This window comes from Pseudalkalibacillus berkeleyi, assembly GCF_021608225.1.
GTDB classification, from domain to species: Bacteria; Bacillota; Bacilli; order Bacillales; family Fictibacillaceae; genus Pseudalkalibacillus; species Pseudalkalibacillus berkeleyi.
In genome coordinates this window covers 397871-410573 of record NZ_JAKIJS010000001.1, presented here as the reverse complement: position 1 = coordinate 410573, position 12703 = coordinate 397871, and the positions used below count along the sequence as shown (strand labels likewise).

The 12703-nt window shown below is 39.7% G+C and carries 14 protein-coding genes; 1 reads left to right on the top strand and 13 read right to left on the bottom strand.

Annotated elements, in window-relative coordinates:
* Nucleotides 1-2 precede the first annotated feature (2 nt).
* The 12 genes from L2716_RS02185 to L2716_RS02130 all read right to left on the bottom strand — a co-directional run bounded on the left by L2716_RS02185 (nt 3) and on the right by L2716_RS02130 (nt 10656).
* Nucleotides 3-1235, bottom strand: a complete 1233-nt coding sequence (locus tag L2716_RS02185; RefSeq protein ID WP_236331348.1) for a glycoside hydrolase family 18 protein — start codon at nt 1233-1235, stop codon at nt 3-5.
* 195 nt (nt 1236-1430) lie between these two features.
* Nucleotides 1431-2903 (bottom strand): hypothetical protein, encoded by a 1473-nt coding sequence (locus L2716_RS02180; protein ID WP_236331346.1) that lies wholly within the window; start codon nt 2901-2903, stop codon nt 1431-1433.
* A gap of 42 nt (nt 2904-2945) precedes the next feature.
* A complete protein-coding gene (locus L2716_RS02175; protein ID WP_236331344.1) occupies nt 2946-3410 on the bottom strand; it encodes a DinB family protein in 465 nt (154 codons plus the stop codon).
* Between the two features lie 117 nt (nt 3411-3527).
* Entirely contained in the window at nt 3528-4238 is a 711-nt protein-coding gene (locus L2716_RS02170; RefSeq protein WP_236331342.1) for an ATP-binding cassette domain-containing protein, read from the bottom strand.
* Nucleotides 4239-4253: 15 nt separating this feature from the next.
* Entirely contained in the window at nt 4254-5012 is a 759-nt protein-coding gene (locus L2716_RS02165; protein ID WP_236331340.1) for an ABC transporter, read from the bottom strand.
* Between the two features lie 31 nt (nt 5013-5043).
* Nucleotides 5044-6150 (bottom strand): YcaO-like family protein, encoded by a 1107-nt coding sequence (locus tag L2716_RS02160; protein ID WP_236331338.1) that lies wholly within the window; start codon nt 6148-6150, stop codon nt 5044-5046.
* A gap of 13 nt (nt 6151-6163) precedes the next feature.
* Nucleotides 6164-7285: a YcaO-like family protein gene (locus L2716_RS02155; RefSeq protein ID WP_236331335.1), complete on the bottom strand. Its 1122-nt coding sequence runs from the start codon at nt 7283-7285 to the stop codon at nt 6164-6166.
* Entirely contained in the window at nt 7282-8112 is an 831-nt protein-coding gene (locus L2716_RS02150; protein ID WP_236331333.1) for a nitroreductase family protein, read from the bottom strand. Before L2716_RS02150 ends, L2716_RS02155 begins: the two co-directional genes overlap by 4 nt.
* A complete protein-coding gene (locus L2716_RS02145) occupies nt 8105-8971 on the bottom strand; it encodes an McbB family protein (RefSeq protein WP_236331331.1) in 867 nt (288 codons plus the stop codon). The genes L2716_RS02150 and L2716_RS02145 overlap by 8 nt, the downstream gene beginning before the upstream one ends.
* 66 nt (nt 8972-9037) lie before the next feature.
* Complete coding sequence (locus L2716_RS02140) at nt 9038-9199, bottom strand: hypothetical protein (protein ID WP_236331329.1); 162 nt, start codon at nt 9197-9199, stop codon at nt 9038-9040.
* Between the two features lie 46 nt (nt 9200-9245).
* Nucleotides 9246-9410 carry a hypothetical protein gene (locus tag L2716_RS02135; protein WP_236331328.1) on the bottom strand — a complete coding sequence of 55 codons (165 nt, stop codon included), beginning with the start codon at nt 9408-9410 and terminating at the stop codon, nt 9246-9248.
* Between the two features lie 442 nt (nt 9411-9852).
* Nucleotides 9853-10656: an alpha/beta fold hydrolase gene (locus L2716_RS02130; protein WP_236331326.1), complete on the bottom strand. Its 804-nt coding sequence runs from the start codon at nt 10654-10656 to the stop codon at nt 9853-9855.
* A gap of 102 nt (nt 10657-10758) precedes the next feature.
* Here L2716_RS02130 and L2716_RS02125 point away from each other — a divergent pair, with 102 nt between their 5' ends.
* Nucleotides 10759-11328, top strand: a complete 570-nt coding sequence (locus L2716_RS02125) for a biotin transporter BioY (protein WP_236331324.1) — start codon at nt 10759-10761, stop codon at nt 11326-11328.
* Here L2716_RS02125 and L2716_RS02120 read toward each other — a convergent pair.
* Nucleotides 11308-12699 (bottom strand): SagB family peptide dehydrogenase, encoded by a 1392-nt coding sequence (locus L2716_RS02120; protein WP_236331322.1) that lies wholly within the window; start codon nt 12697-12699, stop codon nt 11308-11310. The genes L2716_RS02125 and L2716_RS02120 overlap by 21 nt on opposite strands.
* Between the last annotated feature and the right edge of the window lie 4 nt (nt 12700-12703).

Genomic DNA, 12703 nt, shown 5'->3' with positions numbered 1-12703 from the left:
TTCTACTCTTTTAATTCCTTATACACTTTCTTCACCAGTACTTCATCCGGATCCTGACTGAGCTCCCACATCATCGCTCCGCCTAGTTGTTTCGCTTTGATATAGTCCGTTTTTAGTCCAATGGATTTGGGATCATCATAGCTTATGAAGGTAGAGTTGTCGGTTAGCCAAGGGACTTGTGAATCCTCTTCCCAATGCTTCGTGAATCCATTTTTGCCAATAAAATCTCTTTCTAGAGCCGCATAACTGATCGCTTTTCCTCCACCTGTGAAAGGCTGGTAAAGACTGTTGCTCTCTTCAGCCGGTTGTTTAAACATCCGACCATAAAGTGGCAGCCCCATGACGATTTGCTCAGCTGGGACCCCTCGTTCAATGAACATTTGAACGGCGTTGTGTACACTCCACTCATGATAGAACCTGCTGTCCGGATCTTGATACAACGGTGCATTCATGCCAGTCAGTTCATCCCACTCCCCGTGTATATCATAGGTCATCAGTTGAATGTAATCGACATATCGATGAAGCTGATCTAACTCTAGATGACTTGCATGAACAGCACTCGCCCCAGATGCGATCGTCAGAAGATACGCCTTGTCAGCGGCATCGAATGTTTCGCGGATCTTTTTCAAGAGAAGGGTATAATTGTGCTTGTCTTCAGGACGATTGATATTATCGGGCTGTCCACCGCTCACCGGGTACTCCCAATCGAGATCGACACCATCGAAGCCATATTTCTGAACAAATGCCAGCACGCTTTCTGCAAACTTAGTACGGGATTGTTCGGTCAAAGCGACGTCAGAGAAACGCTCTGACCATGTCCAGCCGCCAACAGAAATTAAGGTTTTTAGATGAAGATTTTGTTTTTTCAGTTCCTGTAACTGTTGGAAATTCGCAAGATCGATGGCTGGATCACCCACTGCTATTTTCCCGTCCTCTGAAATATTAGCAAACGCGTAGTTGAGATGCGTCAACTTACTTGCATCAATATCGGTCACATTAAAACCAGAGTAAGCTGACCAACCCGCATAATAACCGATTCTTTTAAAATAATGATCTTCAGCTGCACGTTTCTGATCTGGTGGAACCGTTTTGTAATTAAGGTTGGTTTGCTTGTGACTCGATTCCTCAACTGTCTTGTAATCATCTTCTGATGCGAGTGTGAAGTATGTAAAGGTTGTAAACAATATTAGAAATAGTAGTGAAATGAATAATGGCTTGTGCCGAAGACGTCCCATAACAATGTAGCTCCCTATTAAAATACTAACTATTATTCTAATAGATGGAACTGAGCGGTTGAAGTGGTAATTATTAGTTGAAATTAAGGGAATGACCCAAAAGATAAGATCAAAGGTCATCATTACACAAAAAAACTGACCCTGAAAGGACTATGAACATCCTTTTGAGTCAGCCTCTTATAGTTTGTTAATCAATTATTGAATCGTAAAAGTGACTTCATTTTCTTCAAAATCGACCTGCTGCGGGATGTTGAATAACCTGAAGTTCAGTTCCTCAACCTTTTGGAAATCCTCTTCTGTCATTCCGAATAATTGAGTACCCTCTCCGGGAGGTAGAAGACCTAAGGTCACTCCATTATTGTTTTCGTCTTTCACTTCGATAAACGGATATATTTCTCGTTCCTCGTAATAAGGGTCTACTTGTTGCTCACCATCTCGATAGATTCTAAAGTTTAAGTCACGGTCAAAACCATCCATGATTTCGACATTAAAATAGAAAAGGATATCCATATCTCCAAATCTACCTTTCACCCTTCTTATTTCGTCAAACTTGAAATGTACATTGTTAATTTCACCAAGGTCATGTTTGAACTCACGTTCATTTTGTCCATTTTGAATAGGTTCTAGATCTCCTTTAGAAATCGTAAAATTCAATTCATCCTCTGATGCGTAAAAACCTGATAAAATAGAAAGTTTAAATTCACCGTCATTGCCTCTTTGATATCGAAACTGTGGTGCTTTTATATAGCTTTCTCCGTTTTCATCCTTATAAATCCTATCAAATCCCCTTAGTCCATTTACTTTATATTTGAGAGAAGATAGTGGTTTATTCGAATCAATTGATAAATAGATCCGGCTTTCTTTCAAACGTTTTTCAAACTTCGTATATGTAATCGTGGATTGTTCATCTAGTTGAGCAGTTTGGTTCAGTTCAATTGTTTCTAGAATAGCATCATGACTCATAAACCTATATTCGATCGGGATATCTTGGACTGATTTGGATTGTTCCCCACCCTCTTGTTTGGTTACTAATTCAACACCCTTCAGATCAACTTGATGTATGAGATCCAATGCTTCATAGATTTTTTCATGTGACTTACTTTCCCCTATCCATTCCGACATTTTCTCAAATACCTCATTATCTATACTTGGTACTAGCAATGCTCTACGATACATTCGATTCTCAAGTACGACGCCATCGTTTGGCCAAAACTTCCCTCCTGGTTGAACATGATTTTGAAAATCCAGTGTAATTGGATCCTTTCCATCAGGATGGAGAGATCCCCCGTTTACCCTCAGGTACGGAATGGATTCTGGACTACGATCTGACGGCAGCATATTGAAACTATATGTAATAATCAATTCAAGATGATTATTCCATATGGATTCTATCCTTAAATCGCGCTGTTCATCTATTAAAGGGATTTCGACATCTTCAATATCAGTCATCAAATCATATCTAGTAATCTTAAATAATTGATCTTTGTTATATCGTACATGGTTAATTAAGAGATGGTTTAGTTCCTCTTTCGACTGAGCGATCTCAAATTGTTCAGGATCCACTTTAAAAGACGTTTTTTCTTCTTTCATAAATCGGTCACTAATGAATAGAAAGGCGATGACGACCAAAAGTATGGCAATCACCTTTATGTATTTCTTCGACTTCATTTTATCCCCCTAAAACACTTTCTACATTCTTCATTTGGTTTATTACTTTGCAGAAACCATTCGTATTCGCTGCATCGCCTCTATTTGCCCTAGATGAAGCGATTCATGTATTGCGGAAAATGAAGCAGCATCCAAAGTGGTCGTAAAGCCATGTACAGGTTGATCTAAAGCTCGATTGAAAGTTTCAGCTTGTATTTCATTTACTCGCCTTTGCTGATTTTTCAATTCAGTAATCAGTTCGGACAAGGATGGTGCTTGTCCTTTCCAATTGGAAGGTTTCGTACCTGGGGCAAAATAGTCATTGTATTGTTCAGGAATATTTGAGCGTTCGTTGGATAGTTCAAACATAAAGTACTCTGTTTCCGTAATCACATGACCGATGTGCCACTTGATCGTATTGTTAAAGCCTTCCGGTTGAATGTTAACGATTTCTTCTGATAGATTCTCAGCAATCTTAATCGTCCAACCTCTTACCTTATTGAATTGATCCAAAATAATCGAAGACATCATGTTCCCTCCTCGTATTACTATTAATCTTCTTCTGGAATCTATAAATTCCTTTAAATTAAGGTGATACTTTATTGGTAATAAGAAAACGCAATTCATAATCGAATTGCGCTCTTTTTATAAATTTATACAATGGTCAAATGCGATATCTGGATTGGTTGTGTCATAGGTTGCTAAGAATTCATGATAAGAACCTTGGAATGTAATCCTTCCATTATTCATGACAAATAGTTTGCACGCTATGAATTCCAATTCATGTAGATGGTGACTCGACATGATGACGGTTTTACCGGGTTCTTTCGTGAGTCTCTCCAACCTTTTACAAATCTTCAACCTGGAAGATGGATCAATGGCACTCGTCGGTTCATCAAACAAGTACATCTTCCGGTCCAATTGAGACAAGAGGGTTACATACAACCAACGCCGTTCACCAACAGACATTTGTCCGATTTCACGCCACCATAATTTTTCAAGTAACTCATTTTCTCTTTGGTCTCCTAGGTCAATGAAAGAGGATGGGGACCCTTTCTTAAATTTCTTACCTGATATCTTATAAACGAGTCTCGCATAATCCTTACCTAAGATCATCAGTGACAAGAATGCTCCTTGAATTTGATAAAGAATTTCGTCCATCGTAGGGATGTTGTGGAACTCACCAGCCTGTTTTGGATAGACACCTGTAATCAAATCGAATAATGTCGTCTTCCCTGCCCCGTTTAAACCAGCAATGACGTTTACCTTGTCTTCGTCAAAAGACATGGAAATATCTTTTAGGACATTGTTTTTCGATTTAGGGTAGCGATAATTGATACCTTTCATTGAAATCATGCTTCATACCTCCAGTTATGTTCGGACGATCGTCGATACGAGTTTCAATTTTCTCCAACATAAGATTCCTATAACTATATAAAGAGAGGAAATTGCAACGATAATCCAGTTGTTATAGGTTGCGATGTCCGTCAATTCGAATGTATTGCTGAGCAAAATGGACATCCTATACACGTATTCGACCGGATTCAGACTGAACACGAAGTTCAAAATCGGAAAGTTGATTACATCCCGATAAACCGCAATAAAGGTTGCCGGAAAGATCAACATATTACTAATCGAGTATATCGTCATCGATCTGACAGAAATGGATGGAAGCCACATCATCAGTAGGAAAATCGGTAACGCCACGAGTATATAAATGGATATGACCAAATAAAGCAACGTAAATATAGGAAGTTGGAAAAGTGCACCATTTACAACTGTGAAAACAATTAGTGAGACAAACCCTAAGGCCATTTGGTTCATCAACAATCCGAAAACGATTGGATTTTTCGAGCCTGCCATATAAGTGAAACTTTTCAGGAATCCGGTCTCCCTGAATATTGACAGACGCAATCCAACACCATTTAAGAAAATGGTCACAATTATGAATGCCCAAAACCCCGCAAAATAGGAAATCATCGTATCAAAATCCGGTTTATCATAAAACCATCGATAGTTAATCAGGAAAAAGGTAATCAGCGGAAGCATCATCGGCCAGATGATTGCGAGCTTACTTTCCTTCCAAACAACTCGATTGAAGAAAACAAAAAATTCATATGTCTTTACCATGTTGTCACCTCTATTCATCTACTTTTCTTATTTATGGAAATGGAATATGAATCCCTTTGTTCGGAAAACCATTATGAGGAAATGATTGCGAAATTTTATAATCCTCTGGTTCAAATAGCTCTGTATTCATATGCGGATATCCATCTGAGGAAAATATTTTAACGACTTTTTCCGATCCCGATTCTATAAAACTAGGAATAAATGTACAGTAAATTGGAATCTTAAATTCTTTACTTACACACTCGACAAGTGAGTTGAAGGTTTGCTCCTTGGTCTCAGACTGCTTCACCAGATGTGGTGAGTCGAACAAAAAATCGAACTTGTTACGGAACGCTTCACCTGAAAGCTGATAGAATATTTCAGTATAAAGCTGGCTGTCATGAAACGATTGTTCTTCAGCTGATTGTTGACGGATGAGAATACTTCCCTCTAGAATCATTGCGAATTCATTAATCGAACCTCTCACTGCTTTTTCAAGATCCGTATCTGCGTCAATTCCGATTGAAAAGGATTCCTTATGAAAACCTAAGGTCAGTATGACGTAAATGTTTTTCGAAATCGAAATGTTGAACATTTGAATCTCGTCTACATACTTGTTTAAATGTTGGAGTGACTTATGTATCTTCTGATCAGTAATGACCTCAGTAGTGACTCTTTCGCCAATTCGTTTGGTCAGCCAAGTTTGAATCAACGACTGTCGTTCTACGAATTCCATGAATCCGTTAAGCATCGCATCCTTACTGTTGAGATGGGCAGCCACCCCGCACGTATCACTATAAAGCGTCTCGATTTTTTCATAATCTTTAAAGATCGGTAGGTTATATTCTAATAAAACTTCAGCTGCTGGAACCTTAATGGTCTCTCCGGTAATCAGGTTGAAGGCATCGAACTGTTTCTGATCAAACCCATCGGGCTTCAGTTTTGATTTAAAGAGGCTTAACCTTTCCAAGTGCTCTCCGAATGATGCTTTGATCACCTTATCAATGCTGTATCCTACAGATCGTCCCGACGTGCCTTCATGTAAATTAGGAGTGAGTTTACAGCTTTTGATCTCATTTGAAAATATAGGTCTCCTGATGGAAACCCTGGAAAGAAGAGAGGACGAGCAGCTCGATTCATTTTGAAATTCAATTTCCATGGTTATTCTCTCCTTAAATGATCGGACATTCAGGTAAGCCATTTAATTTTGTCTCGCTCAACCTTAAGTATTTTGAAACGATTGGCGTATTGGACTCTACGAAACTTTTCTTAGGGATATGATTAACGAGGTCCGGTGAAAAGGCTTTGACAACAATTAGCTCTTTCTTAAGCGTTTGAGGCAAAACGGTTATGTAAAGCTGTGTTACCCATTCCGGTAAACCATCAATGATCCGTCTGACAGTCTCACCAGTTTCACATATACCCGTACCTTTATAGGTTGGCAAATTTCGAAAGCGCTCAATGTGCGTTTCGACATCTTCTCCGATTGGCTCTTGTATGACTTCGTTGTCATAAGAAACTGCATTTGAATGGTGCTCTCCCCTGAAATAAAGAACGTTATAATAAAGACGAAGCATATACGCTTCAGTTGTTGCCTTGATTATTGCCTCTTCTAAATTGATGCCCGAACCGACGCCGAATACATATTTCAATTGGGTATAATGGTGAGGGTTATACCCAATTAAAATGACGACTAATAAAGGGGCAAAAATGTCGACTACATAATAGCTTAATTCATAGCCCATCTTTTCAAGTTTGCTTGTTAACTCAAACGAAACACCACGATTGATACGCCTTCCTTTCAAACCGTACCAGAAAGAGAATAATGCGTTTTTTTCAAGCAATTCTTTAATTGCATACAAATGCGCTTTTTCTGTGTTTGAGTGGACTGCTGTACCTGTGGTATCCACAATGTACGGCTTTGTCGTCCGTAGTGTTGTGACTGCCTTAGGTATGAGTACAGGCTTTTGATTGATGACATCGAATCCGCAACTATATTCTTCGCAGTCTTCTATTCCAAATGAAAGGTGCTGCAGTTGTTCGTGTAAAGGATCATGCTTGGAGACCACTTTAGCCCCGATTGTCACTGCTCTTCTTTCAACCGATTCTGAGAAGGCTTTTTTAATTGAAAGAGAGGTGCTTTTGTCGATTCCACCACATTCAATTGGACCAGTATATCCATCCTCGTCCAAAAAATTCGGTATCCGTGAGAAAGCTTGCACCATTGGTTCCGTTGCTTGAAACCTTCTCGTCTTATAACCATATATTTCTCCTTTGTTCGTTTGAAAAATCATCGTTTCATTCCAAACCACTGCATCAAAGTGATCGGTGCCAACTTCGGATTCAGACCCGCTAGATGAGTAAGTGCGTTATCATTGAAACCAGACCAACAAAACTCGCCCATGTCGGGGAATGCATCAAGACTGTGTCTGAAACTTTGAGCCATCAATCCTACTTCAATCAACCCGTGTCGATAGCCTCTCTTTTTATATTTTGTAATGGCTCTTTTGAAATCAATGGCATAACCCATTGCTAAATGTGAAAAGAAACCATCATTTGGGCATAGATGTCGTTTCAGCTTTTCTATATCCGAAGTCGTGAAAGACTTGATTAATAAGAGTTTGTGGTTGGTAGAATCATAGACATAACAACCTTCTGATCCCTCATCCTCAATCGCTTTTGAATCCAGTACAAACAACAATGGAATCACCGGGTAAAGTGCACCTGCAGATGGATATGGTTTAGATCCTAGAAGATGAGTCCGCCCAAAGGCATTTTCTAGAATTTTCCCTACTTGATATTTGGAGAAAGCATAGTCTAATTTAAAATTTCTCGAACTTCCATACTGGTGTTCATACTGTGTGTCTCGATCGAACACAATTTCATCATCCACATTTTCAGGTAATACGTCCGTATTCTCGACAAGGTCCATCCATTCCTGGGTATCCTCATCCAATCCCCAGTTAAACGGCATATGCCAGCTCGTAGATTGATGGAATTTCGTAACAGCATGTAAAGTCTTTTCATCTAGAATTTTATCTTGTATGGCTTCAGCGAAGAAAACATCTCGTTTCTTTTTGAAAATATCTACGGATGGTGAAGCTACTGTGCCTTTATTCATAACAATCACACAGCTCCCAATGAATGGACGTATCTTTATAGGATTTCATCGTTTTCAAATCCAGTAATGTACAATCAGACATTTCTTCAGGATGTAGTTTCGAAGTATGATAGTCATTCATGAACTGATTCAGTTTGTTACTGATCAATGTCACAATGTTCATTTGTTGCGTGCCTGTCATGGGTATTTCTATCTTAAAGTTTTGATCGACTGCATAAAGAGACGATACCATTTGCTGATAAGTCATCGTATCCGAATCAGCAACCAATGATTGCGTTTCGATATGCCCCATGTGACATTGATGACAAGGCGTCTTCCAATCAGGACTGTAGAGACAATCGATATAGAAATTACTCTCATAAACATAACTCATCAACATGATGGAGTTTGTTGATTTCATCTGACGGTTTCTTAATTCCAGACCGAGTGCTTTGTTATAAGGATTCAAGAAAACGATGGACAATTCTTTTTCTTGGCTAGGCTTAATTGAATCGATATCGTAAACATTTACGTCTGAATACTTTCCATAATCAGTTTGAATCGTTTTATGTAATAAAGTTAAGATTTCACTATGATTAGAAATGATGGACAGACGATCGATGTCCAATTTCTTCTCTTTCATTTCTTCTATGATTCTATAAGATTCTAAGAACTCTATCGCATCTATATAATCAGCACCGAAAGCACTTTTGAACTCTTCTAGATTTGCAATAGTTTGATTCTTCTGGTCCCAAGTCTCAATCAGTCTCATCATGTCGACATTATCTGTACGAACCATTCCTGATTGCGTTTGGATAACAGCTTCACCATTGGATAGAACATGGTATATGAATTTATTGATTATGTATGTTTGCTTCATTTCGTTTCATAGCTCCTTTAAAGAGAAGTAGAGTAATGGTCTATGACCATCACTCTACTAGACTGACTATTTTTTTACTTTAGTTGCAGCTCCACAGCCACTTGAACATGAACAAGCACCTGGATTTGTATCTGCATTTCTTACTGGTGTACCACTGACACCTGTACCGAATTTAGAGCGGACTCCTGTCGGCTTTTTTACTGGATTCTTAGCTTTTGTTTCTGACATATGTATCACCACCATTACTTAGATTTTGACAATCTTAATAATTAGGTTATGCTTTTTTCACTTTAGTCGCAGCTCCACAACCGCTTGAACATCCACAAGCACCTGGGTTTGTATCTGCATTTCTTACTGGTGTACCGCTGACACCTGTACCGAATTTAGAGCGAACTCCTGTCGGCTTTTTCACTGGATTCTTACCTTTTGTATCTGCCATTTATTTCACCACCTTCTATTTATTTCAAATATTCCGACTACACGAACGAGTATGAATTTTATGTCTATTTTTGTAAAGTTTTTACCTATTATGTAAAATTAGTCCATAAGTCTGTTGTAAAATCCAAATTATTTAAATTAAAGGTAGACTAAATCACAGTTTCTCATCTTTCATTTGTGCATTTACGACTCTTTTGTTGCATCATTACACCTACTTAAAAACAACATGTACCGCCTTTCCATTAATTCCCTACAATTCCCATTGTTTATGTATATTTTTGAGTGATCATTCTTACAAAATGAATAAAAGTTCGCCCCTATACACCAAAAGAAGTATTCCTCTATTTATAAAAATAGTTAAATAGGACCATTTAACAGAATATAAAAAAACGGTGTCCTCTGATAACTTAATCAAAAGACCCCGTTTTCTTTTCATCTTTAACTTATAGAGAATGTATGAACGTATTTAAGGTTCGGTTGAACGCATCAGCTTCTTCTAAAAACGGACAATGACAGCTGTTTTCAAAGAGGGTGAGCTGTGAGTTTTGGAGCCGTTCATGGATATATTCACCTGCTGCAACTGGGATGAGTTTTTCGTCCCTACCGAAGCACAGGAGGGTCGGGACATTGATGCTGTCAAAATGTTCTCGGTAATCAACAACCGTTTGATCGAAAAGGATAGCGCTTGCAACCGCTTCTGGTAGTTTCGTTGTTTCTTCAAGCATCCAATCAAAATCGTCTTGAGAAAGCTCATTTTTAAACATAAGTGGAATGAACTCCTTTAGGAATCCGGTCCGGTTATTCTGTACTTCACGCATGAGATGAATAAGCGTCGGGAAATCGAATGCGCCCATCGGAAAGTCATCCCATTTGAAATCGGATGGTAGCTCATCGACAATGACCGTTCCTTTAACATTGTCCTCACCAAATTGCTCAAGATAATCCCACGCAACAAACGCACCCATTGACCATCCTACGAGAACAACGTCTTTCAAGTTGAGTTTTTTAATAAAACAGTGCAAATCCCGTGCGTAATTCGCAACGGTGTGTCCGTGAGGAACTTTCGAAGACTCCCCGTGACCGCGTAAATCGAGCAGGATTGCCCTGTGATTTTTACTGAAATAGTCGGTCTGTTTTTGAAAGAATTTGCTGCTCATCCATACCCCATGGATGAAAATGACCGGCGTGCCCTCACCGACGTCCTCATAATACAACTCGACTTGATCCTCCACTTTCAGAAACGGCATGGTGATGACCTCCTTATTATCCTAAATATAACTACTCAAGCCCGAAAATTTATGTTAACTTTATTTATGATTAAGTTTACATATATTCAGGGGGTTATGATTATGAAAGTAGATCGAGTAAGAATGATTACGTTATGTGCGATGTTTGCTGCGGTTACAGCTATTTTTGCACAAGTTGAAATTCCGTTACCGATTGTTCCAATTAGTGGACAAACGCTTGCGGTAGGATTAACAGCTACGATTTTAGGTAGCCGGTATGGCGCTGTTGCAATGCTTTGTTATGTTGCGCTTGGTGCAATTGGCTTACCTGTATTTGCTGAAGCAAAAGGCGGCGCACAAGTGTTGATCGGTCCGACTGGTGGTTATATATTCGGATTTATCGTTACTGCATTTGTGACTGGCTGGATTTTAGAAAAAACGAAATTCACCCTCGCGTGGGCTCTCTTTGCGAACACGATCGGGATGATTATTACGCTCGTCATGGGATGCGTGCAGCTTAAATTCGTATTAGACATGTCATGGACACAAGCGCTAACTGTCGGCGTTTATCCATTTATCATCGTTGGCTTAATTAAGGCATTTTTAGCGAGCACAATCGGGATTACGGTTCGAAAACGTTTAGTTCAGGCAAAATTACTCCGCCTACCAAAGTTAGAAAAGGCGGCCTCGTAACCAGGATCTCGGCTGACTTGGTCCGACTGGAATTTGGATAAGCGTCGTATCCTCTACGTGTTCGTAAATGTCATCGCACAGCTGAACATCGAATCCTAACAACGGATGACCGTTCATACCGAGTGTGGATGCCGCTAGCAAGAGCCGATGGACGAGTCTACCCGCTTCCATCTGTTGAATACGGTAGTCACGATATCTATTTCGACTTTTGGATCCTGTAATGTGAAAACAAAGCGGCACTTGATAAAGATTGACATTGTGGGCTGACATGCCGGATTGCAAATACGTCCGGAAGTCACCCACTTTTTGTAGATGGAGTGCGTGTGTCTGACGGTCATATGTGTAAGCACCGTCGGGCAAACCTTCCACATTGTAAAAGCAGCCCTTCAAGGTGAGTCGCGATTCTTTAAGGACGGTTACTTGTAAAAGCGTTGCGAGCTGCTGTAATGAACCACTGCCCATCGTAAAATCCATCCCTGGTGAATATCGATTCTCGCATCCCCGTATTAAATCGAGACGTTCTCCTTTCGGTAACAGAATCTCGCCTTCTATTTTCGTGCTCTTTACAGCTTTAACAACTTCTACACGTTCACTCAACGACGCTTCATTTATCTGGTTAATCATCGGGAAGTCGAGTACCTTTTTCGAACGCATATAATGTTTCGTTTGAATTGCAGGTATTTCTCCGCATAATTCAGTTGTACAGATTGTTCGGTCCAAGTTTAGATCTCCATCACCTAAAGGCACGACTGCGTACACACTTTCCTCTTGGTCGTCTAATCCGAGTAAATGGTTGATTGCGCGGTCGAGAAACTCATAATGAACTTTTGTTTGGTATCCGCAGTGTTCACCTGCTACCTTCAGTTGTTCGATGATCACGCCTGCATCCAACCCTTGAAGTCGGTAAGCGAAGTTGTTGTATTTATAGAAGTTCTTCCAAAACATCGTTGAAATGAACACCGTGCCAATGTCGCTTGTAACACCCGTTGCTTGCTCAATATAGTCATCGAAATTCCCTCTTCGTAATCTGACCAACTGGTGATGGGCAACATCGTAATGGTAAACCCCTGTGCTGAAGCCTTCTACTTTTAAATAAACGTATAATTCGTTCGGATATAGTCCTCCGCCAGAGGGTACAAACCGGCGGAGCGATTGCATCCATACATCCATTTCATTCGTTTGGGAAACGTGGGTTAATCCATAGACGGCTTTAAGAAATTGCCCGATATGATGATTTTCTAGCGGAATGACAGGTAAGTCACGGTATAGCTTATAAGGTAGCGGCGCATCATCCCAATCAACTTCCCAATCTACCGGACTCACTCGATCGACATCATAGTGGAGGGTATGAAGAAATGCATCTAGGTTCATTGGT

What these genes read in the sequence shown, in the direction of transcription:
- L2716_RS02135 (WP_236331328.1), bottom strand. Translation starts at nt 9,410, where the DNA reads ATGGCAGATACAAAAGGTAAGAATCCAGTGAAAAAGCCGACAGGAGTT.
- L2716_RS02170 (WP_236331342.1), bottom strand. Translation starts at nt 4,238, where the DNA reads ATGATTTCAATGAAAGGTATCAATTATCGCTACCCTAAATCGAAAAAC.
- L2716_RS02160 (WP_236331338.1), bottom strand. Translation starts at nt 6,150, where the DNA reads ATGGAAATTGAATTTCAAAATGAATCGAGCTGCTCGTCCTCTCTTCTT.
- L2716_RS02180 (WP_236331346.1), bottom strand. Translation starts at nt 2,903, where the DNA reads ATGAAGTCGAAGAAATACATAAAGGTGATTGCCATACTTTTGGTCGTC.
- L2716_RS02145 (WP_236331331.1), bottom strand. Translation starts at nt 8,971, where the DNA reads ATGAAGCAAACATACATAATCAATAAATTCATATACCATGTTCTATCC.
- L2716_RS02150 (WP_236331333.1), bottom strand. Translation starts at nt 8,112, where the DNA reads ATGAATAAAGGCACAGTAGCTTCACCATCCGTAGATATTTTCAAAAAG.
- L2716_RS02175 (WP_236331344.1), bottom strand. Translation starts at nt 3,410, where the DNA reads ATGTCTTCGATTATTTTGGATCAATTCAATAAGGTAAGAGGTTGGACG.
- L2716_RS02165 (WP_236331340.1), bottom strand. Translation starts at nt 5,012, where the DNA reads ATGGTAAAGACATATGAATTTTTTGTTTTCTTCAATCGAGTTGTTTGG.
- L2716_RS02120 (WP_236331322.1), bottom strand. Translation starts at nt 12,699, where the DNA reads ATGAACCTAGATGCATTTCTTCATACCCTCCACTATGATGTCGATCGA.
- L2716_RS02140 (WP_236331329.1), bottom strand. Translation starts at nt 9,199, where the DNA reads ATGTCAGAAACAAAAGCTAAGAATCCAGTAAAAAAGCCGACAGGAGTC.
- L2716_RS02185 (WP_236331348.1), bottom strand. Translation starts at nt 1,235, where the DNA reads ATGGGACGTCTTCGGCACAAGCCATTATTCATTTCACTACTATTTCTA.
- L2716_RS02155 (WP_236331335.1), bottom strand. Translation starts at nt 7,285, where the DNA reads ATGATTTTTCAAACGAACAAAGGAGAAATATATGGTTATAAGACGAGA.
- L2716_RS02125 (WP_236331324.1), top strand. Translation starts at nt 10,759, where the DNA reads ATGAAAGTAGATCGAGTAAGAATGATTACGTTATGTGCGATGTTTGCT.
- L2716_RS02130 (WP_236331326.1), bottom strand. Translation starts at nt 10,656, where the DNA reads ATGCCGTTTCTGAAAGTGGAGGATCAAGTCGAGTTGTATTATGAGGAC.